At 68.4% G+C, this 21,024-nt stretch carries 17 protein-coding genes; 10 read left to right on the top strand and 7 right to left on the bottom strand.

The window, feature by feature from the left end; all coding sequences use genetic code 11:
• The first annotated feature begins 98 nt into the window (after window positions 1-98).
• A complete protein-coding gene (locus C1746_RS15140; RefSeq protein ID WP_116715355.1) occupies window positions 99-2,390 on the top strand; it encodes a glycoside hydrolase domain-containing protein in 2,292 nt (763 codons plus the stop codon).
• 40 nt (window positions 2,391-2,430) lie between these two features.
• Window positions 2,431-3,780, top strand: coding sequence for a glycosyltransferase (locus tag C1746_RS15135; protein ID WP_116715354.1), 1,350 nt, complete (start codon window positions 2,431-2,433; stop codon window positions 3,778-3,780).
• A gap of 28 nt (window positions 3,781-3,808) precedes the next feature.
• Here the strand turns inward: C1746_RS15135 and C1746_RS15130 are convergent, their stop codons facing one another.
• Window positions 3,809-4,444 (bottom strand): hypothetical protein, encoded by a 636-nt coding sequence (locus C1746_RS15130; protein WP_116715353.1) that lies wholly within the window; start codon window positions 4,442-4,444, stop codon window positions 3,809-3,811.
• Between the two features lie 87 nt (window positions 4,445-4,531).
• On the bottom strand, window positions 4,532-5,983 hold the full coding sequence (locus C1746_RS15125; protein WP_116715352.1) for a serine/threonine-protein kinase: 1,452 nt from the start codon (window positions 5,981-5,983) through the stop codon (window positions 4,532-4,534).
• Window positions 5,984-6,107: 124 nt separating this feature from the next.
• Here C1746_RS15125 and C1746_RS22125 point away from each other — a divergent pair, with 124 nt between their 5' ends.
• From C1746_RS22125 to glgC, 8 genes are all read left to right on the top strand, one after another.
• Complete coding sequence (locus C1746_RS22125) at window positions 6,108-7,070, top strand: hypothetical protein (RefSeq protein ID WP_162867794.1); 963 nt, start codon at window positions 6,108-6,110, stop codon at window positions 7,068-7,070.
• Between the two features lie 196 nt (window positions 7,071-7,266).
• Complete coding sequence (locus C1746_RS15115; RefSeq protein WP_116715350.1) at window positions 7,267-8,052, top strand: ABC transporter ATP-binding protein; 786 nt, start codon at window positions 7,267-7,269, stop codon at window positions 8,050-8,052.
• A 68-nt stretch (window positions 8,053-8,120) separates the two neighbouring features.
• Complete coding sequence (locus C1746_RS15110; RefSeq protein ID WP_116715754.1) at window positions 8,121-8,963, top strand: ABC transporter ATP-binding protein; 843 nt, start codon at window positions 8,121-8,123, stop codon at window positions 8,961-8,963.
• Window positions 8,960-10,927 (top strand): AMP-dependent synthetase/ligase, encoded by a 1,968-nt coding sequence (locus C1746_RS15105; RefSeq protein WP_205711874.1) that lies wholly within the window; start codon window positions 8,960-8,962, stop codon window positions 10,925-10,927. Before C1746_RS15110 ends, C1746_RS15105 begins: the two co-directional genes overlap by 4 nt.
• Window positions 10,927-11,826, top strand: a complete 900-nt coding sequence (locus C1746_RS15100) for a branched-chain amino acid ABC transporter permease (protein ID WP_205711873.1) — start codon at window positions 10,927-10,929, stop codon at window positions 11,824-11,826. The genes C1746_RS15105 and C1746_RS15100 overlap by 1 nt, the downstream gene beginning before the upstream one ends.
• On the top strand, window positions 11,823-13,025 hold the full coding sequence (locus tag C1746_RS15095; RefSeq protein ID WP_205711872.1) for a branched-chain amino acid ABC transporter permease: 1,203 nt from the start codon (window positions 11,823-11,825) through the stop codon (window positions 13,023-13,025). The genes C1746_RS15100 and C1746_RS15095 overlap by 4 nt, the downstream gene beginning before the upstream one ends.
• Window positions 13,026-13,130: 105 nt before the next feature.
• Complete coding sequence (locus tag C1746_RS15090) at window positions 13,131-14,597, top strand: ABC transporter substrate-binding protein (RefSeq protein ID WP_116715349.1); 1,467 nt, start codon at window positions 13,131-13,133, stop codon at window positions 14,595-14,597.
• A gap of 81 nt (window positions 14,598-14,678) precedes the next feature.
• Window positions 14,679-15,914: a glucose-1-phosphate adenylyltransferase gene (gene glgC / locus C1746_RS15085; RefSeq protein ID WP_116715348.1), complete on the top strand. Its 1,236-nt coding sequence runs from the start codon at window positions 14,679-14,681 to the stop codon at window positions 15,912-15,914.
• A gap of 22 nt (window positions 15,915-15,936) precedes the next feature.
• Here glgC and mftF read toward each other — a convergent pair whose 3' ends face one another.
• Genes mftF through C1746_RS15060 form a run of 5 tightly spaced genes read right to left on the bottom strand, consistent with a single transcriptional unit; the run spans window position 15,937 to window position 21,009 of the window.
• Complete coding sequence (mftF, locus tag C1746_RS15080) at window positions 15,937-17,409, bottom strand: mycofactocin biosynthesis glycosyltransferase MftF (RefSeq protein WP_162867793.1); 1,473 nt, start codon at window positions 17,407-17,409, stop codon at window positions 15,937-15,939.
• A 25-nt stretch (window positions 17,410-17,434) separates the two neighbouring features.
• Entirely contained in the window at window positions 17,435-18,670 is a 1,236-nt protein-coding gene (mftC, locus tag C1746_RS15075; protein ID WP_205711871.1) for a mycofactocin radical SAM maturase, read from the bottom strand.
• Window positions 18,667-19,026, bottom strand: coding sequence for a mycofactocin biosynthesis chaperone MftB (mftB, locus tag C1746_RS15070; RefSeq protein WP_420810993.1), 360 nt, complete (start codon window positions 19,024-19,026; stop codon window positions 18,667-18,669). The genes mftC and mftB overlap by 4 nt, the downstream gene beginning before the upstream one ends.
• The gene (gene mftA, locus C1746_RS22555) at window positions 19,011-19,178 is read right to left on the bottom strand and encodes a mycofactocin precursor MftA (protein WP_116715345.1); all 168 of its coding nucleotides are present in this window, start codon (window positions 19,176-19,178) and stop codon (window positions 19,011-19,013) included. The genes mftB and mftA overlap by 16 nt, the downstream gene beginning before the upstream one ends.
• 55 nt (window positions 19,179-19,233) lie before the next feature.
• A complete protein-coding gene (locus C1746_RS15060) occupies window positions 19,234-21,009 on the bottom strand; it encodes a glycerol-3-phosphate dehydrogenase/oxidase (protein WP_116715344.1) in 1,776 nt (591 codons plus the stop codon).
• Window positions 21,010-21,024 lie beyond the last annotated feature (15 nt).

The following is a 21,024-nucleotide window of genomic DNA, read 5'->3' as shown; positions in this document are numbered from 1 at the left end:
TGTCCGACCCGCCTGCTGAAACACTCCGTACACACGCGCTTCGTATGGTTCAGGCTCATGCGAGCCGACCGTCGCTGGACCATGAGGATCATGGAGCCATGAGGATCGAGGACGTCGATCCGTTCATCGGGTCCGAGCCGGCCGACCTGCCCGACCCCGATGGGCTGGCGGGCACGTGGTGGTGGCCCAAGCCACCGATCGGCAACACCCACCCCGGCGCGACCCATCCATTCGGGATGGTCTCGGTCTGTCCCACGTCCGGTGCCTACCCGACCGGCTACGGGCGCTACGACCGCAGCACGGAAGGCGTTCCGCCCCGTCTGCACGACGACCTGGTCACCAGTGGCTTCACCCACTTCCACCAGTCGGGCACCGGCGCGATCCGGAAGTACTACAACTACCTCCGCGTCACCCCCATGACGGCACCGCTGGATGACCTGGGCGCCCGGTGGAGGGTCACCGCCGAGGCCGCCTCCCCCGGTTGGTACCAGGCCACCCTCGACAACGGCATCATCTGCGATCTGACGGTCGGACCGCGGAGCGCGGTGCACCGCTACACCTTCCCGGCCACGGAGAGCCCCCGGGTGGTCCTGGACTGCGCCCACGGTGGCCTGGCCATCGACCAGGGTGAGACCGTCCCGCTCCGCGGCGACGTCGCGGTGCTCGACCCGGCGTCGGCCGCCGGCACCGTCGTCATGGAGGGTGTGCCCGTCAGCTTCCACGCCACCTGCGACGCGCCCGACTGGCGCCTCATGCCGTGGTACGACCGCCGGCTCATGTACGGCGGGGCCCAGCTGCGCTTCGACGCCATCCGCCCCACGACGCTGCGCCGCTTCGGGGTGATCTGGGTCGGCCCACCCGGGGTCGAGGTCACCGTCGAGATCCAGGTCGGCCTCTCACTGCGGGGCATCGACCAGGCGGCGGCCAACCTGGCGGTCGACCTCGGCCAGACCACCCCGCGCACCATCACCACACGTCCCGACCGGGCTGGCATCGCCGGCAACCATGGTCGCGAGGTCACGCCGGCGTTCGCCACGCGGCTGGGGATGACCGCCACGACCTGGCAGGACCACCTCGACCTGGTCACCGTCGAGGGCGGGGATGCGACCCGGCGATCGGTCTTCGCGACAGCGCTGTACCACTCTCTGATCAAGCCCTGCATGGCCGGCGGGGAGAGCCCCTTCTGGGACGGCGACGGGCCCTTCGCGTTCGACATCTCGACGATGTGGGACCTCTACCGAACCCACCTGCCGCTCCTGACCACGCTGCTCCCCCGCCGCGCGACCGAGCTGGCGATGGCCCTGATCACGGTGTGTGAGTTCGAGGGCAACTTCCCCATCGGCTACCGCATGGCCCGCGGGGCCGACCGCTTCACCCGGCAGGGCAGCGCCCTGGCCCACACCTTCCTCGCCGACCTCTGCGCCCTCAAGCCGGCAGCCCTGGACTGGAACTGGGCCGTCAGCCTGATGGCCTCGGACCTGACCCGACTGTGGGGCGAGGAGTACATCGAGCAGGGCCTGGCCCACCCGGTCACCCACACGCTGGACCTCGGCCTCGGCTACCACTGCACGGCACAGATCGCCCGGCGGGTCGGCGACCCCGACTTCGCCGAGCGGCTGGAGGGCCTGGCCACCAACTGGGTCAACGCCTACGACCCGACAACCGGCCTGGTGATCGACTCCCAGTACTACGAAGGCGGCCGCTGGAACTACTCCTTCCGCCTGCTGCACGACATGGCGCAGCGGATCCGACTGGCCGGGGGCGATGACCGCTTCGTCACCATCCTCGACACCTTCTTCGGACAGGGTGCCGACCCGGTGGAGCAGCTCGGTGTGGCACCCAAGCCCGATCAGGTCGCCGCCGGGTACGCGTTGAATCGCTTCGAGGGTCTGAACAACGAACCCGACATGGACGCACCCTGGTGCTACCACCACGCGGGGCGGCCCGACCGCACCGCTGACATCGTGCGGGACATCGTGGACAACCAGTTCGACGTCGGACGCGGGGGGCTCCCGGGCAACGATGACTCCGGAGGTCTCAGCTCCTGGTACGTGTGGGCCTGTGTTGGGCTGTTCCCCCAGCCCGGCCAGCAGTCGCTGCTGGTCGGCCCGCCCGCCTTCCCGCACGTCGAGATCACCGTCGATGATGGGCAGGCCGCGTTCGTGATCGACGCGCCCGGCGCAGACGATGTCGACCAGGCCACCGGGCGACGCCTGCCCCGCTACGTGACCGGAGCACGCCTGGACGGGCGGCCGCTGGAGCGTGCCTGGCTCAGCACCGCCGAGGTGGCCGCCGGTGGCCACCTGGTCCTGGACCTCTCCCCCGAGCCGGCTGGCTGGGGAGCGGCCCACCGGCCCCCGTCGCTCACCCCGCACGGCGCGGCGCCGTGATGCCGATCACCCCACCTGACACGTCGACCAGGAAGGCTGCATGAGCGACCTCGCGCACCACATCGAGCGGCTGGAGCCGGGCCTGCCGCTGCCCGAATCGGCGGCTCCCACCCCTGATCCGTCGCGCCGCCTGGTCATCGTGGTCCGGGCCGACCCGGTGATCTGTGGTCACTCCGGCGAGGCGAGGAATCTGGCGGAGGTGGCGCTCACCAGGGGGTTCGATGACGTCCGGATCGTGACGTGGACGATCCCTGCGATCGAGGCGGCGGGTCTGCCGATGAAGCCGCTCGATGCGGTCCTCCCCTACTCCCCCGGCATCACCGTCGAGCGACCGGAGCCCGTCGGCAACTACAAGGTCCCGGATGGCCGTCACCTGGCCGGCATGACCGGTCGACTGGTCGAGCTGTTCACCGAGGACGTCCCCACCACAGCCATGTCGCTGTACCTGACGCCACACGCCACCGTGGTGGCCGACGCCGCCCGCGTGGCACAGGCCACCGGGTTGCGTGCGCCACTGACCACCATCGCCGAAGCGGTCGGCTCGGACGTGACCAACGTGGTCAACACCGCGGTGGCCGAGGGACGGTTCGGCGCCGCGGCCCAGGTGCTGACCACCTACCTGGACAACGACGTGTGCGTGGCGGTGTCGGCCTACACCCGGGACATCATCATCCACGCGGCTCAGCAGATCGATGATCGGTGGGGGACGGCCCTCGCCCCACGGTGCGCGGAGCTCGTGGCCGTGTCCTACCCCGCCATCGACGCGCGGGCCTTCACCGACCTCGCGCCGGCAGAGACCGCTGCACGCCTGGCCGAGCGGGGCCTGGAGGCGGACGGCTACGTACTGTTCCTGTCGCGCCTGTCGAAGGCGAAGGGCGTCGACGACCTCATCAACGGCTACGTGATGAGCGCCACGTCGGACACGCGGGCTCTGGTCATCTGCGGCAACGGTCCGGAAGCCGGGTCGCTGCACGCCCTGGCCGCCTCGACGCCGCTGGCCGACCGGATCCACTTCCTCCACGATGTCGACGACGCCGAGAAGCCCCACCTGATGGCCGGATGTGCTGCCTACGTGCTGCCCTCCAAGCCACGCCCGGAGTTCACCGAGACCTTCGGGATCGCCCTTGCGGAGAACCTGCTGGCCGGCGGTGGGCCGGTGATCACCTGTGCCACCGGCGGCATCCCAGAAGCAGTGGGTCCGCACGCTCGCCTGGTCCCGCCAGCCCACCCCAAGGGGATCGCCGAGGCTCTCGACGACGAGGTGCTCGGCCGCAGCCCGGCGGAGCGCCACGCAGCAGCCGCAGCCGCCCAGCAGTGGGCCACCCGATTCGATCGGACGAACGTCTTCGACGCCCTCTTCGCGCGGCTGCCACGAGCGGCCGCCGCGTGACGGGTCCGGGCCAGCGTGACCGCCTGCGTCAGTCCGTCAGCTCGTAGCGCTTCGGCGAGCGGCCGGCACTGCCGGTGTCGAGGGGCTCGAGCTCGCTGAGCCGCCCTGCCTCGTCCAGCTTGTCCAGCACGGCCCGCACCGTCGACCGGCTGGCGTCGGCCCGGTCGACGAGGTCGTTGATCGTGAACGGGCCCGCCCCGATCTGCTCGAAGACGTTCGCCATGGCGCTGCCGGGCTCGAAGAGCTCGCCCGACTCGCCCTCGACGGCCGCCTCCGCCTCACCGTCGGCCACGTCGGGCAGCAGGGCGAGATCGTCCTCGTCGGCATACGCGCGAGCTTCCTCGGAGATGCCGAGCCCGGCCTCCGCCAGCACCGCCAACGGCACGCCTTCGTAGAAGAAGTCGTCACCGCTCACACGATTGGCCTCCGACCACTGGGCGGCGAAGGCGATGAAGTCGGCCTCCAGGTCCGGGAGGTAGGTCGCGGGGTCGGACGCCCGACGCCAGTCCGATCGCAGCAGGACCCGGCGGACGGGATCGGTGACCTCAGCGATCTGTGTTGCCAACTCCTCGACCTCGTCCCAGTTGACCGCGGTGTTCGGATCCTGCAGGGCCTCCAGGTAGGCGCGTACCGCCTCATCGGCGACTCGTGCTCCGCGGACCATGCGTTCCTCCTGTGACTGGGACTGGCATCGACTGATGCGGGCGGAATGCTACCAACGCGCCTTGGACGCGCCCGGATGCCGACGCAATTACTCCCCGGGCGTCTGATCCTGTGTGGTCTCGGCTTGGATGGCCGCAGTCAACTCCCGCAACGACTCGAGTAGCGACCGGAAGGCCACCTCGTCGATGTCCAGCTGTTCGATGCCGCGGGCCACCTCGTCCGTCATGCCGACCACCGCGTCCAGTGCGCCGTCCAGCCGGTCCTCGTTGATGGCCGTCACCAACTCCCCTTCGAGCAGCCTCAGGCGCCGCTGGACGGAGGGGTCGATCGCGGACAGCGTCTCTGAGGCCTCGATGACGTCGACGACCTCCCGTGTCGCCTCATCCACCTCGGTGTTCCCCTGGATCGGGTCGATCGGCCCGTCGGTGACGGCCCGATACAGCGCCACCGAGCCGATGCCGAGCACGGTCATGGCCAGCACGAAGGCCACGAGCCCTGCGATCAGCGCCCGCGTCACCTTGGCGGGTCCGCCCTCCGCAACCGCCGGCTCCTCGGGGGTCACGGCCGCCGGCGTCGGCGGGGCCGGAGGACGGTCCTCGGTGCTGGGTGGTCCCCACTCGCTGCTGCCCGTGGCGATCTCACGTCGGGGTGTGGGGGTTGGTGTGACCTCCGTCGGTGCCTCATCGGCGTCTATGGACACCTTCGATCGTGCGGCCAACTCGACCGGGTCCAGGGGTGGTGGTGGCTGCCGCCCGCGCAGCACCGCCTCCACGAACGCGGCATCGGGGCGCCGGGCAGGATCCCGGCGGGTCATGGCAATCAGCAGGCCCACCCAATTGTCCGGCAAGGCCCGGGGAATGGCCGGATCGCGACCGAGCCGGGCCATCGCCGCCTCCACCCCGCTGCCCCGGAAGGCCCGACGACCGCTGAAGGCCTCGATCAGCACCAGTCCCAACGCATACACGTCGGCGGGCGGGCCGACGGCGGAGTCCTGGAGCTGCTCAGGCGCGAGGTAGGCGGCCGTCCCGATGGTGGTGCCGGCCTTGGTCACCAACGTCGAGTCGACCAGGCGCGCGACACCGAAGTCGGTGAGGAACCCCCTCCCCTGCTGGTCCATCAGGATGTTCGCCGGCTTGATGTCCCGGTGGACCACCCCCCGCTCGTGGGCGTGTGCCAGCGCACCGGCAACCCGGGCGGCCCACTTCGTGATGTCGGACTCGGGCAGGGCTCCCTCCTCGCGCAGCCGCGTCGACAGCGACTCGCCCGTGACCAACTGCATCACGAAGTAGGGGCTGTGATCCTCCGTGCGCCCCGTGTCGAAGAGGCGCACGATCGCGGGGTGTTCGAGTCGCTCGAGGATCTCCATCTCGGAGGCGAAGCGGTCCGGATCAGCAGCCTCGCCCAGGCGCATCACCTTCACGGCCACCATCCGATCGGAGCGGCTGTCCTCCGCCGAGTAGACGTCCGCCATGCCGCCCCGACCGATGGCATCGGTCAGGCGATAGCGATCGGCCAGCAGGCGACCGGTGTCCTCGGTCACAACCCAGCGACCGACCCGACAGTGGAGGGGGTCATCACGAACAGTCTGTCAGACCACCCGCTGTATCGTCGGTATTGCCGCACTTCCGCTACGATCTCGGCCTTCCCCTACGCCGACGAGTTCCATGCCCAAGAACGTCAAGGACGACCGACTCCAGCAGCTGCGGGGTGACCTGGCTGCACTGCGTGCCCGCGCGGCCGCTGAGTTCGGCGAGCCCGATGGTCCGCCGGAGGAGCCCGCTGGTCCGCCAGAGAGGGCCACCAGCACGCCGGTGGCAGCCGACGCCGCCGTCGCCCCCATCCGGCCCGCGGACGCACCAACCGAGGCGCCGTCCGATGACGACATCAGCACCGGCGAGGTGACCGCCTACGTCGAGGACGCGGCACCCTCCGACGAGGCCACCGACGCAGCGGAGCCGCAGTCGGCTCACGCGGTCCAGGGTCCGGTCCTCAGGAGTCCGTCTCGCGGGCCCGCCGCGCGGCGTCGCAAGCGACCGCCCAAGCCTCGTCGCCGTAGCCCCCTGCGGCCTCGCACGCGCAAGCCGCCGCCCCGCCTCGCCGTTCCCCAACCGATCGCGGTCCGGCGGCGACCCGCCTACCTCGTCGGCCCGCGGTGGCCGGTCTGGAAGCTCGCCAGTGGCACGATCGTGGTGGTCGTGCTGGGGTTGGCGACGGCGCAGCTGGCCCTTCGCCTGTGGTTCACGATCAACGACACGGCCATCCTGCTGGGCGCCGATCCCACGCGGACCGACTACCTCCACGCCGCGGCGGGCATCGCCGGTGGTGGCCTGACCATGGCACTTGCAGTCGCCGCGCTGGCCGTCGTCAGACTGCGGTGGGGTTATCTGGCCGCCGCCGGTGGGGTCCTGCTGTTCTTCGCGATCATCCCCTACTACGCCTACACCGCGACGGCGGGGATCGTCTCCGCGCCCCTGCCCGTCTTCGAGCAGATGATCCGACCGTCACAGTGGGAGTACCACCCGCTGTTCACGGCCTCGTATCGCATCGCTCTTGTCGCGCTGATCGCCGCCGTGGTCGACCTCGTCGTGCGGGCCGTCATGGCGCTGGTCCGGCAGGTTCGGCGGTAACGTGCGCGACATCTCGCGCAAATGTGACTAGAGTCACGACACCGTCATGTCACCCATGACACGAGTAGTAGATCTGATGCAGCGCCCACCCCCACCTGGTTGGGCTGTCATCACATGGTCATCGGTTAGTGTCACGAACCCGTGACGGTCTGATTACCAAGTCACACACAACTATCCGGACCCATCTGGAGGGCAGATGCTCGAGGTATCGAACCTTGAGGTCGTCTACGACGACGTCGTACTGGTGCTGCGCGGAGTCAGTCTGCAGGTGCCCGAGGGCAAGATCGTCGCACTGCTGGGCGCCAACGGCGCCGGCAAGACCACGCTGTTGCGGGCCATCTCCGGCCTGCTCGACGTGCATGAGGGCGACATCACCCGCGGCACGATCACGCTGGACGGCGAGCCGATCCATCAGCTCCGCCCCGAGAGGGTGGTGGAGGCCGGGGTCAAGCAGGCACTGGAGGGTCGTCGGATCTTCGCGGAGTTCAGCGTCGAGGAGAACCTGCGCGTCGGCGCACACACCGACACCAGCCTCATGAAGGAGAACATGGACCGCGTCTACGACCTCTTCCCGGTCCTCGCGGACCGGAAGAAGTCCACGGCCGGCTATCTCTCCGGCGGTGAGCAGACCATGCTGTCGATGGGGCGGGCGCTGATGTCCAACCCCAAGTACCTGCTGCTGGACGAGCCGAGTCTCGGCCTGGCTCCCCAGCTGGTGGATCAGATCCGCGACCTGATCGTCGAGATCAACAGCCAGGGGGTCACGGTCCTGCTGGTCGAGCAGAACGCCACGATGGCGCTCGGTGTGGCCGAACACGGCTACATCATGGAGACCGGCAAGGTCGTGATGGACAAGCCGGCCGACGAGCTGCTGCAGGACGACGACGTCAAGGAGTTCTACCTCGGTCTGGCCGACGAGGGCTCCGCGAAGTCGTTCAGAGACGTCAAGCACTACAAGCGACGGAAGCGGTGGTTGTCGTGAGCCAGGACACGTCGAGCCAGGACACCTCGGGCCAAGGCACCTCGAGTCAGGACACCTCGCAGAACCCGATTCTGACCTTCGACGGCGTCCGGCTGTCGTTCTCGGGTGTGAACGCGATCGACGACGTGTCGTTCCAGGTGGGTGAGAAGGAGCTGTTCGCGATCATCGGGCCCAACGGCGCCGGGAAGACCTCGATCTTCAACGTGCTGTCCGGTGTCTACCAGCCGCAGCAGGGCACGGTCGTCTTCCAGGGCGAGCCCATCGTGGGGTCCTCACCGCACCACATCGCCAACATGGGCATGGCGCGGACGTTCCAGAACATCGAGTTGTTCGGCAACCTCACCGTGCTCGACAACCTCATGCTGGGCCGCCACCACAACGTCAACTACGGCTTCCTCGCCGGGATGTTCTATATGGGCAAGGCCCGTAAGCAGGAGCTGGAGAACCGCGCTGTCTGCGAGGACATCGTCGACTTCCTGGAGATCCAGGAGTACCGGAAGATGCCGGTCGGCCTCCTCCCCTACGGCATCCAGAAGCGCATCGAGCTGGGCCGGGCGCTCGCCATGGACCCGAAGCTGCTCCTGCTGGATGAGCCCGTCGCCGGCATGAACGTCGAGGAGACCGAGGACATGGCGCGGTTCATCCTCGACATCCGAGATGAGCTCGACATCCCGATGATCCTGGTCGAGCACGACATGGGTCTCGTCATGGATCTGGCCGACCGGGTGATGGTGGTGGACTTCGGACAGCACGTTGCCACCGGGGTGCCGGCTGAGGTCCAGAACAACCCGGACGTGATCCGGGCCTACCTGGGCTCCGAAGAGACCAGAGCCGATGCCGATGCCAAGGCGCACAAGGCAGAGGCCCACGTCGGTCCCCAGTCACACAAGAGCGAAGGAGTTACCTCGTGAGCGAGACAGCGACCCTGGACCGGCCAGCGAGCTCTGGGGCGGGACTGCCGACGACGGCCAGCCGCGTCCGCGACTGGGCAGCGATGCACCCTGAGACGGTGGCCATGCGCGAGAAGGACTTCGGTGTCTGGAAGGAGATCACCTGGGCCGACTACTGGGAGAACGCCACGGCGGCCGCACACGGCTTCCTGGCCCTCGGCATGGGCCCCGGCGACCGTCTGGCCATCCACTCGGAGAACCGGCAGGAGTGGCTGTTCAGTGACATCGGCTGCACCGCGATCCGCGGCATCACGGTGGGCGTCTACCCGACCAACCCGGCGGCCGAGGTCGGCTACATGTACGCGGACTCCGGCGCCAAGATCCTGGTGGCTGAGGACCAGGAGCAGGTCGACAAGGTGTTCGAGGTCATCGACGACCTGCCCAACCTGGCCCACATCATCTACATCGAGCCGCGCGGGATCGCCAACCGGTACGTCGATGACCGCCTGATGTCGTGGGAGGACTTCATCTCCCTCGGCCGGGAGCACCGGGACGCCAACCCGGGCCTGGTCGAACGCCACATGTCCGAGGTCGAGCCCGACGACGTGATGACCCTGATCTACACCTCGGGCACGACCGGTCCGCCCAAGGGGGTCATGCTCAACCAGGCCAACGTGGAGTTCTGCATCAGCACACTGGTCAAGGAGGGCGGCTTCTACGACCCGCCCGCCTCTCCCGAGGACATCGCGCTGTCCTACCTCCCGCTGTGCCACATCGCCGAGCGCGCGGCGACGATCTACCTCAACGCCGAGGCCGGCGTCCAGATCCACTTCGCGGAGTCGATCGAGACCGTCCCGCAGAACCTCCGGGAGGTGCAGCCGACGGTCTTCTTCGCGGTACCCCGCATCTGGGAGCGGATGCTCGCCTCGGTCGAGATCCGCATGGCAGCCGCCAGCCGGTTCAAGCGGTGGTCGTGGAAGCAGAGCCTCAAGATCGCGAACTGGGTCGGTGCCAGACGGATCGCGGCCGGCGGGAACGACACCACAGCCACCAAGCTGGTCTATGCCATCGGCTACGTCCTGATGTTCCGGGCGCTGCGGGACCGACTCGGAATGCGGATGGTGCGGACCGCCGGCACCGGAGCTGCACCCATCGCTCCCGAGGTCCTCGAGTGGTTCTGGGGCATCGGCGTGCCGATCTATGAGATCTACGGCATGAGCGAGAACGCCGCCGTCGCCACGTCGAACAAGCCGGGCCGGATGAAGATCGGCACCGTCGGCGAGCCCCACGACGGGATCGAGCTGAAGATCGACGAGGAGACCGGGGAGATCATGACCCGGCACCCGGCCAACTTCGCCGGGTACTGGAACCAACCCCAGGCAACCGCGGAGACCCTGGATGCCGACGGGTGGCTCCACACCGGTGACGTGGGCCGCTGGGTCGACGGGACCCACGTCAAGATCGTCGATCGGATCAAGGACATCATCATCACGTCGGGTGGCAAGAACGTCTCCCCCAGCGAGATCGAGAACTCCCTCAAGGCCTCGGAGTTCATCAAGGAGGCCGTGGTGGTCGGTGACGGCCGGAAGTACCTGACCGCACTGATCGGCATCGAGCTCGACACCGTCGGCAACTGGGCCCAGCGGAACAAGCTGACCTACACGACCTATCGGGACCTCTCGGAGAAGGAGGAGGTCGTGATGCTGATCGCCGACCTCGTCGAGAAGACCAACAACAAGTTCGCGAGGGTCGAGGGCATCAAGAAGTTCCGCATGCTGCCCAAGGAGCTCGACCACGAGGACGGTGAGATGACGGCCACGCAGAAGGTCAAGCGCTCCGCCCTGTTCGACATCTTCTCGGAGCTCGTCGAAGGCATGTACCAGGGCCCACCGCACGGCGCGGGGGCCGACGGGAAGACCTACGTCAACGCCGGAGGGACCGACGTGTTCGAGGAGCAGCAGACCGGTCTGGTGGCGAAGGCCTGATGGGCGAGGAACTGGTCATCTTCATCCAGGCCGTCATCCGCGGCCTGGGCCAGGGATCGATCTACGCGCTGATCGCCCTCGGCTTCGTCATCATCTACAAGTCCACCCTGGTCGTGAGCTTCGCCCAGCCGGCCCTCATGGTCACCGGGTCCATGTTCCTGGTCTTCCTGAGCGAACCCATCGGCTTCTGGCCGGCACTGGGGGTGGCCATCGTGGGGACCACGATCATCGCGCTGATCGTCGAGCGTCTGGCGCTGCGGCCCATGATCGGTCAGCCGGTCTTCGTGGTCGCGATCATCACCATCGGGGTCGACATCGCCCTGCGGGTGATCCAGAACCGGCTGATCGGCACCAACATCCGGTTCGTCGGTGACCCCTGGGGCATTCAGACCCTGACGGTCGGCGACGTCATCATCCGGCAGGCGGACATCGCCAGGATCATCGCAACGGCGCTCATCCTGGCCGCGCTGTTCGCCTTCTTCAAGTACAGCCGGTTCGGTCTGGGCATGCGCGCCACGGCCTTCGACCAGGAGACCGCCTTGGCGCAGGGCATCAACGTCGGACGTGTCTTCGCCGTCTCCTGGGGCCTGGCCGGCGCACTCGCCGCCGTCGCCGGCATGTTCGTCGACGGCGGGTCCGGCATCAGCCAGCAGACGTGGATCATCGCCCTGAAGGCGCTTCCCGCCATCATCATCGGTGGTCTGGACTCGGTGGGTGGCGGCGTCCTCGGGGGGTTGGCGGTCGGGGTGGTCGAGTCCCTCGTTGCGCAGTACCAGGCCGAGTACTTCCCCTGGCTGGGTGACAACTTCGCCCCCGTCTCCCCCTACGTCCTGTTGTTGATCGTCCTGCTGATCAAGCCCTACGGCCTCTTCGGCACCCCGGAGGTCGAGCGAGTGTGAGTACCTCAACCATTGAAGACGCAACGCTCAAGGCGCCGACCGCGGCGAGCGTTGCCAGCCGCTCGGGGCTGCAGTCGCTGCTCGGCGGCTCCGGCGTCAACCGGCGCCCGGAGCTCTACACCAGCTACGCGGCCGACATGGCACTGCTCAACACGCGGGCCAAGATGGTCAGCGTCTACGGACTCGTGGCCATCGCAGCCCTCTTCCCGTTCATGTTCGAGGACGACATCCTCATCCTGCTGGGTCGCGCCTTCGCCTTCGCCGTCGGGGCGATCGGCCTGAACCTGATCACCGGGTACGCCGGCCAGGTGTCGCTGGGCCACGCCTTCTTCGTCGGCCTGGGCGCGTTCACGGCTGCCACGCTCAGTGGCTCGACGGAGATCCGCACCCTGGGCTACGACCTGCCGATGATCATCTGGTTGCCCGCTGCTGCGTTGGTCCCTGCGGTCGTCGGCGCCATGATCGCTCCGATCGCCTCGCGGCTCCGCGGCCTCTACCTGGCCATCGTGACCCTGGGGCTGGTGTTCCTCGGCGAGCACATCTTCCGTGAAGCCGACTTCATCACCGGCGGCTTCGGCGTCGGCCGCCCGGGCGTGGACGCGGAGATCTTCGGCATCTCGCTCGTCAACAACGGACCGAGCTTCGACGGCGCCCAGAAGGTGTACTGGTTCGCGCTCGTCGTCCTGATCGTCGTGGCCCTCCTGGGCCGCAACATCGCCCGCACCGCGGTCGGCCGGGCCTTCCAGGCCGTCCGCGACCGCGACATCGCCGCCGAGGTCATCGGCGTGGAGTTGACCAAGCACAAGATCCTCGCCTTCGTCATCTCCTCAGCATTCGCCGGCATCGCCGGGGCGCTGCTCTACACCATCACCCGTCAGGTCGTCCCGGAGGCCTTCAACCTGCTGCTGTCCGTCCAGTTCATCGCGATGATCCTGATCGGTGGGGTCTCAACGATCAGTGGCGCAATCGCAGGCGCGATCTTCCTGACGGTCATCCTCCGCCTGGCTGAGGAGCTCTCCCGCTTCGTCGACTTCATCCCGCCGCCGGGCAGCCCTGGTGGTCTGCTCAACACAGCTCAGGTCTCGACGATCCTGTACGGCCTCCTCATCATCGGGTTCCTGCTGTTCGAACCACGCGGCCTGTTCGGCGTGTGGATCCGCATCAGGAACTACTGGAAGGGCTGGCCCTTCAGCTACTGATCTCACATTTCTGCTACTTCGGTAGTAGGTTGTCCAACAAGGCGGTCGCCACGGATCGTCGTAACACAGCACGCTGGCAGCAGCGTGATCAAAGGAGCACGGAACATGAGGTTGCACTCACGCTGGGCCAAGTTGGCCTTGATGTTGGCGTTGCTGTCGCTCATTGCGACGGCGTGTCGAAGCGACGAGGGCGGCGGCGACACCGCCAGCGAGGACGACGCAGCTGAGGAGGCTGCTGAGGAAGAGCCCACCGACGACGAAATGGTGGAGGAAGAGCCCACCGACGACGAAATGGTGGAGGAAGAGCCCACTGACGACGAGATGGTGGAGGAAGAGCCCACCGACGACGCGGCTGGCGGCGACGTCACCTTCGGTCCAGGTGTGACCGAGGAGGCCTGCCCCGACGCGGTCAATCCGGACAACGGCTGCATCTACCTCGGCACCATCTCCGACCTGACGGTCGGTCCGTTCGCAGCCCTGGCGGTCCCGATCACCGACGCACAGACCGCGTTCTGGCAGACCGTGAACGAGGACGGCGGCATCGCCGGATTCGACATCAACACCTCCGAGTACACCCGCGACAACCAGTACAACCCCGAAGTCCACTCCCAGCAGTACGAGGAGATCAAGGGTGACATCCTCGCCCTGGCCCAGTCGCTCGGTTCCCCGACGACCTTCGCCATCCTCGAGGACCTGACGGCAGAGGGCATCGTGACCGCCCCGGCATCCTGGACGTCCGCATGGCTGTTCAGCGACATCATCGTCGAGTCCGGCAACACCTACTGCATCGAGACCATGAACGGCCTCGACTACTTGGCGGAGAACGGTGACGAGATCGGCACCGTCATGGCCGTCCACTACCCCGGTGACTACGGCGAGGACGGCGCTGCTGGTGCCAACCAGTGGGCCGAGGCCAACGGCGCGGAGTTCATCGACGTCCCGACCACTCCTGGTGCCGACAACCAGGGTGAGGCCATCGGCCAGGTCGTGGGTGGCGGCGCGGATGTCGTCGTCGTGACCACCGGTCCGACCGACGCCGGCACCGTCGTCGGTCAGGCAGCCGCCCAGGGCTTCACCGGTCGGTTCCTGTTCAACAGCCCCTCCTACAACCCGGGTCTGGTCGCCTCCCCGGCCGCTCAGGCTGTGGAGTCCCTGGTGACCGTGGCCGGTCCGTGGGAGCCGTTCCAGACCGACACCCCCGGCCACCAGGCGATGCGCGATGCCCTCGGTGACGTGGAGGGCAATGACGGATACACCTCCGGGTGGATCTGGTCCTACGCGCTCGAGGCCGTCATCCGGCAGGCCGCCGAGAACGGCGATCTGACCCGTGAGGGCATGGTCGCCGCGGTGGCCGACGTGACCGAGATCGACTACGAGGGCATGCTCCCGGAGGGCGTCGGCAACCTGGCCGGTGACGCCAACGGTTCGGCCGTCCGCGCTACCTCGATCGGTGTGCCGACCACGGAGTTCCCGAGCGGGCTCGCCTCTGCCTCCGATGGCTTCTACGAAGGCGCCACGGCAGCAGGGTTCGAGTTCGGCGAGGCTCCCTGCTACGAGAACTTCGAGGGGTAGCAACCCTCTGAGTCCAATGGCGGCGCCGTCCCATCTGGGGCGGCGCCGCTGTCGTGTTCCGGCGTTTGCTACGGTCCGGGCATGCGCAACTCCAAGGTCTTGGCAATGGTCCTGGCAGGCGGTCAGGGGACCCGACTGTCCCCCCTCACGCGGTCCCGGGCCAAGCCAGCGGTGCCGTTCGCCGGGATGTACCGGATGATCGACTTCGTCCTCTCGAACCTGGTCAATGCCGACTTCACCCGCATCGTCGTCCTGACCCAGTACAAGAGCCACAGCCTGGACATCCACCTGAACCAGACCTGGCGACTGGCGCCGATCCTCGGCGACTTCGTCACTCCTGTACCTGCGCAGATGCGGCGGGGTGAACGGTGGTACGCCGGATCCGCGGACGCCATCTTCCAGAACCTCAACATCATCAATGACGAGCGACCCGACTACGTCCTGGTGTTCGGCGCTGATCACATCTACCGCATGGATCCACGGCAGATGCTGGACCAGCACATCGAATCCGGAGCCGGAGTGACCGTGGCCGGCATCCGCGTGCCGTTGGAGGAAGCGACGGCGTTCGGCGTCATCGAACCGACGGCAGATGGTCAGGGGATCGCCCAGTTCCTCGAGAAGCCAGCCGACCCACCGTCGACCAACGACGATCCCACGGTGGCCTACGCCTCCATGGGCAACTACATCTTCTCGACCGAGACGATGGTCGAGGCGGTCCGGGCCAACGCCAGAGATGACGAGCAGGGCAGCGACCTCGGCGGCGACATCATCCCGTACCTGGTGGACCGGGGGGAGGCAGCCGTCTACGACTTCTCTGGCAACGAGTGGCCTGGCCAGACCGACCGCGACCGGGGCTACTGGCGGGACGTCGGGACGATCAAGAGCTACATGGAGGCTTCGTTGGACCTGGTCAGCGTCGATCCGACGCTGAACCTGTACAACTACCGCTGGCCCATCATGTCGTGGTCCCCCTCGCTCCCACCGGCCAAGTTCGTCCACGCCGAGGACGATCGGATGGGCACGGCCACGAACTCGATGGTGTGTCCTGGCGCCGTGGTCTCGGGCGGGACGGTGTCCCACAGCATCCTCTCTCCCCAGGTCCGCGTGCACTCCTTCAGCGAGATCACCGATTCGATCCTGATGCACAACGTGGAGATCGGCCGCAAGGCGATCGTGCGCAACGCGATCATCGACAAGAACGTCCTCGTGCCCCCCGGCATGAAGATCGGCGTGGATCTCGAGGCCGACCGAGAGCGCTTCACCGTGACGGACGAGGGCATCGTCGTGATCGGCAAGAACACGGTTCTCGAGGGCTAGACGCCGGCGAGAGTTTGCCCCGTCAGGTGCGCGATGTGGTGCGGCGACGGCCGGACAGCCGCGGGAGGAAGGCCCGAGCCGTCCTGAGGCGCCAGGACGAACTCACCACGCCACTGCCGTAGGCCAGGTCGTCGGCCAGGGAGGCGATCGTCCACCGGATCGGGTCCACGGCTGGTCGTCGCTCCACCCACTCCAGCAGCGGGGGGCCCAGGACCACAAGCCCCACACCAATCCGGCGGCGCCACGACGTCCCGGCCAGGGCTGCCAGGGCAGGCCAGCCGAGCATGGTGGCGGCGCGCATCAGTCCGACGGCACCACCCACGATGGAGCGACCCACCAAGGTCGCCGCCTGGCCGCGTGTGATGCCCAGCGGGTGGAGCCGCCGTCCCAGCCGCAGGATCGACATCAGCGCGACGGCAGCTCCGACCACTGGTCGACCCAGGGCCAGCGCACCAACGGCTGTCGCGGCGACGGGGCTCGCTCGCAGGTGGGCGACGTGTTCGGGGTGCCGTTCCGCCAGCGGCGCCACGGACGTGCCGTAGATCCGACGGCGTCTGAGGATTCCGCTCCACGTGGGTGGTTCGTTGTGCTCACACCGGACGGCCGGGTCGTAGCGCACGACGTGGCCGGCGTCGAGCAGCCGCCAGACCAGGTCGACGTCCTCGCCACACCGCAGCAGCGGGTCGAAGGGCCCGCCCCCCGGTCCGACTGGGATGTCGGCGAGGGCGTCCACCCGAGCCACCATCGTGGCGCTGGGCAGGTAGCCCACACGGCCGTAAGGCGTCACCGTCGCCGGTTCGGTGCCCATGTCGAGTGCGAAGCGGGCGGCGGAGTAGCGGCTCAGCACGCTACCGGTCTCCGGGAGTGCTGCGACCATGCGAGGGGCGACCAGGGCCAGCGCTGGATCCTCGAAGTGGCCGACCAGGCGGGCACTCCACCCGACTCCGACCTCGACGTCGGAGTCGACGAAGGCCACCAGCGGAGTCTGCACCACCGCCAGGCCGGCGTTCCGGGCCGCGGCAGGGCCATAGTTGTCGGACAGCCGGATGAGTCGTGCGCGGTGTCGGCGGCACACCTCCGCGATCGCGGCAGCCGCATCCGAGCCGTCGTCGACGACCACGACCTGGTGGCCGTGCAAGGCCGTGAGGCACCGCTCGAGCTCCGCCGCGCGCTCCTTCACCGGGACGACGACCGTCAGCCGGTCAGCGGCATCATCCATGATCGGCGCGGTCGGGTGTGCGAGTCCGGCCACGACCAGACGCCGGAGCAAACTCCGTGCTGCGGGCGGGTCGTCGTCGGTGGCGACCGCCGTGCGCCCATCGCACGACGAGGCACGGCTGAACAGGTCAGCCACAACTGCGGCGCCGACCTCGGACAGGCGGACCGCGCGGCCCTCCTGGCCCCCGAACAGGACCTCCCCGCTTCGGAGGATGGTGGTGGCCGGGTCGAGACGCACCCCGAGCCCGGCCGGCCAGGGCGTCCCCGGAGCACTCACCGGGGGGTGGGCCGGCCTCGTGCCGTCACCGGGTCGCCGGATCGAACCCCGCCAGCGGGCTCGTGGCGCAGGCACGGTCAGGGATGCCACCGCCCGCGGGAGCGCCCCCTTGGCTTGACACCGGAAGGACCGGCAGGCTGCGGCGGCCGGCCGGGCGGGAGTGGTCGACCGACGGGGCCGGTCGAGGGTTGCCGGCTTGCCGTGCGAGGGCCTCCTCCCCCAGCCCGCGCACGCACTCCGGGTCGGGGCCGTCCAACGGCAGCCCGGTGAAGAACTTCGCCGCCATGCAGCCACCTCGACAGGTGTCGTAGTGGCTGCAGGAGCTGCACGCGCCACCGGTGGTGGGCTCGCGCATGGCCTCGAACAGCTCCGAGGTGCGCCAAACCGACGTGAACCCGCCCGGCTCGGTGACATTGCCGGCCAGGAACTCGTCATGGATGGCGAAGGGGCAGGCGTAGACGTCGCCGACCGGGTCGATGAGGCAGACCACGCGTCCGGCACCACACAGGTTCAAGCCCGGGAGGGACTGGCCGAATGCCGCGAGGTGGAAGAAGGAGTCGCCGGTCAGGACATCCTCACCGTGGTCGAGCAGCCACTCGTACAGCACCCGCTGCTGCGCGGCCGTGACGTGCAGCTCGTCCCAGGTGTCGGCGCCTCGTCCCGACGGGCGCAGCCGCGTGAGGCGGAGCTGGGCACCGTAGGTGTCGGCGATCGCCTTGAGCTCGTCGAGCTGCCCCACGTTGTGACGCGTGGCGACGACTGACACCTTGAAGGGACCGAAGCCGGCATCCGCCAGGTTGGCCATCGCACGGGTCGCCGTGTCGAAGGAGCCGGGCCCGCGGATGGCGTCGTTCACCTCGGCCGTGGCTCCGTCGATCGAGATCTGCACGTCGACGTAGTCGGTCGTGGCCAGTCGACGTGCTGTCGGCGCGTCGAGGGCGACGCCGTTGGTCGAGAACTTGACGCCGACCTGATGCCCCACCGCGTAGTCCAGGAGCTCCCAGAAATCGGGCCGGACAGTGGGCTCGCCGCCGCCGATGTTGACGTAGAAGACCTGCATGGCCTGCAACTCGTCGATGACCTGTCGGCACTGCTCGGTCGAGAGCTCTCGGGGATCACGCCGTCCTGAGCTCGACAGGCAGTGCGAGCACTGCAGGTTGCAGGCGTAGGTCAGCTCCCACGTCAGGCAGATGGGCGCGTCGAGCCCTCGCTCGAAGGTCTCGACGAGCGGTGGGACGGGGGCTGGCTGCAGGGTCGTCAACGGCTGGTCCGCTCGCAGGTGGTGGGGTCGGTGGTGGTGGGGTCGGTGGTGGTGGGGTCGGTGGCGGTGATCATGTGCGACTCGGCGAGGGTGCCGAGCGCCGCGGTGAAGGCGGGCAGCCGTGCCGTGTCGACCCCGGCCGCTGTGCAGGCCTGACGCGCCGTCGGGTGGTCGGCCAGGGTACGCACGACCTCGAGCAGGGTCAGGTCCTTCAGGAACGACAGGCGCCGGGTGCCGAAGTGATAGGCCAGCGCACCGAAGGGCTCGGGACGTAGCGAGACGGACTCGTGCAGCCGCCAGCCCGAATCGAGGTCGAAGGGCACCGGATGATGGCCAGCGCTCAGTAGACGCCGCACATCCCGTCGATGGAGACCTCCTCGACGAGGAGTTCCTCGAGGACCAGCGTGGTGGACTGCTCGACCGTGACCCGCGACTGTGGCGTGACCGGCGCGTCAGCCGTGGGGGTCGGCGTCGGGGTCGTGCCGGGGCGGTCGGTGGTGCGGTCCATGTCGGTTCTCCAGGTCGGGGTCGGGACCAGCGTACGACACCCTGGCCTGGGGTTTCTAGGAGCCGGCGAAACCAATGCGCACGTCGGGGGCACCCAGCCGGGCGGCGTCCGCCGTGAGGTCGTCGGCTTGGGTCTGGGACTCCCGCTCGGCCTCGACGCGTTTGGTGTAGTGGTCGATCTCCCGCGCCCGGTCCTCCTCGGACCAGCCCAGCACCTCGCCGACGATGGGGGCGATCTGGTTCGCGGCGGCCACGCCTCGATCGAAGGTCTCGATCGAGATGCGGGTGCGACGCGTCAGGATGTCGTCCATGTGCAGGGCGCCCTCCCATGCGGCGGCGTACCACGCCTCCACCAGCAGATACTCGTCCGCGCCGTCGATGGGCGTCGCCAACTCGGGCCGCTCATCGATCTCGGCGAGCAGCTTGCGGGTCTCCACGCCGTAGCGCCGGAGCAGGTGCTCGATGCGGGTGAGGTGCAGGCCCGAGTGCTGCGCCAGCTGCTCACGCTGATTCCACAGGACCTGATAGCCCTCGGCGCCGACCAGCGGCAGGTCGGCCGTCGGGGTCTCGGGCACCTTGCGGTTGATGCTCCGCACCGCGGCGTCCACCGCGTCCTTGGCCATGACGCGGTAGGTCGTGTACTTGCCTCCGGCGACGGTGATGAGGCCGGAGACACCCTGGACGACGGCGTGTTCGCGCGACAGCTGCGAGGTTGCCTCGGACTCACCCTTGAGCAGCGGACGAAGCCCTGCGTACACACCCTCGACGTCGGCCTTGGTCAACGGGACGTTCAGCCACTTGTTGGCCTCGTCGAGGATGTAGTCGATGTCAGCTGCAGACGCAGCCGGGTGGGCCTTGTCGAGCTCCCAGGGCGTGTCGGTCGTGCCGATGATCCAGTGGCGGGTGTACGGCGGCGCCATCCACGGGATGATGAACAGCACCGACGTCGCGGTCTGGGTGATGAAGCCAGAGTCGGAGTGGATGCGGTCGCTCGGCACCACGATGTGGACGCCCTTCGAGGCTTGCACCTTGATCTGGCCTCGGCCGACGAACTGCTGGAGGTCGTCGGTCCACACGCCGGTGGCGTTGATCACCTGCCCGGCGTTGACGGTGAACTCGGTGCCGCCCTCGAGGTCGCGCACGCGGGCGCCGACGACCCGCTCCCCCTCTTGGGCGAAGTCGACGACACGGGCGGAGCTTGCGACCGCTGCCCCGAACTTCGCGGCCGTCCGTGCAAGCGCGAGGGTGTGGCGGGCGTCGTCCACCTGGGCGTCGTAGTACTGGATCGCGCCGACCAGCGAGTCGGCCCGCAGCGAGGGCGCCTTCTGGAGGGTCTTCTTCCGGGACAGGTGCCGGTGGCGTGGCATCCCGGTCTTCAGACCGGCCATGACGTCGTACAGCCCGATCCCGGCGCCGACGTAGGCGCGCTCCCACACCCGGTGGGTCAGCGGGTAGAGGAACGGGATCTTGTTGACGAGGTGCGGGCACAGCCGTTCGATCATCAGCGTGCGCTCGTGCAGGGCCTCGAAGACCAGGCCGAAGTCGAACTGCTCCAGGTAGCGCAGGCCGCCGTGGAACATCTTGCTGGACCGGCTGGACGTCCCCGACGCGAAGTCACGGGCCTCGACCAGGCCGACACGGAGCCCGCGCGACGCGGCATCAAGGGCGGTTCCGGTGCCCGTGACGCCACCGCCGACCACCAGGATGTCGAACTCCTCCTCGGCCAGCCGACGAATGCTCTCGCGGCGGTACTCGGGCGACAGCTGGCCCTGTGGCGTGGCGTTCAGATTGAAGTGAGATGGCGTGGTGGCAGAGGCGGCAGTCGCAGACATCGCCCTAGTGGTACC

Origin of the sequence: Euzebya tangerina, from assembly GCF_003074135.1 — a bacterium.
Taxonomy (GTDB): Bacteria; Actinomycetota; Nitriliruptoria; order Euzebyales; family Euzebyaceae; genus Euzebya; species Euzebya tangerina.
The sequence above is the reverse complement of the archived record's forward strand: the minus strand, read 5'-3'. Positions and strand labels throughout refer to the sequence as shown.

What these genes read in the sequence shown, in the direction of transcription:
- mftA (WP_116715345.1), bottom strand. Translation starts at nt 19,178, where the DNA reads ATGGACCGCACCACCGACCGCCCCGGCACGACCCCGACGCCGACCCCC.
- C1746_RS15115 (WP_116715350.1), top strand. Translation starts at nt 7,267, where the DNA reads ATGCTCGAGGTATCGAACCTTGAGGTCGTCTACGACGACGTCGTACTG.
- C1746_RS15135 (WP_116715354.1), top strand. Translation starts at nt 2,431, where the DNA reads ATGAGCGACCTCGCGCACCACATCGAGCGGCTGGAGCCGGGCCTGCCG.
- C1746_RS15100 (WP_205711873.1), top strand. Translation starts at nt 10,927, where the DNA reads ATGGGCGAGGAACTGGTCATCTTCATCCAGGCCGTCATCCGCGGCCTG.
- C1746_RS15060 (WP_116715344.1), bottom strand. Translation starts at nt 21,009, where the DNA reads ATGTCTGCGACTGCCGCCTCTGCCACCACGCCATCTCACTTCAATCTG.
- C1746_RS22125 (WP_162867794.1), top strand. Translation starts at nt 6,108, where the DNA reads ATGCCCAAGAACGTCAAGGACGACCGACTCCAGCAGCTGCGGGGTGAC.
- C1746_RS15130 (WP_116715353.1), bottom strand. Translation starts at nt 4,444, where the DNA reads ATGGTCCGCGGAGCACGAGTCGCCGATGAGGCGGTACGCGCCTACCTG.
- C1746_RS15090 (WP_116715349.1), top strand. Translation starts at nt 13,131, where the DNA reads ATGAGGTTGCACTCACGCTGGGCCAAGTTGGCCTTGATGTTGGCGTTG.
- glgC (WP_116715348.1), top strand. Translation starts at nt 14,679, where the DNA reads ATGCGCAACTCCAAGGTCTTGGCAATGGTCCTGGCAGGCGGTCAGGGG.
- C1746_RS15140 (WP_116715355.1), top strand. Translation starts at nt 99, where the DNA reads ATGAGGATCGAGGACGTCGATCCGTTCATCGGGTCCGAGCCGGCCGAC.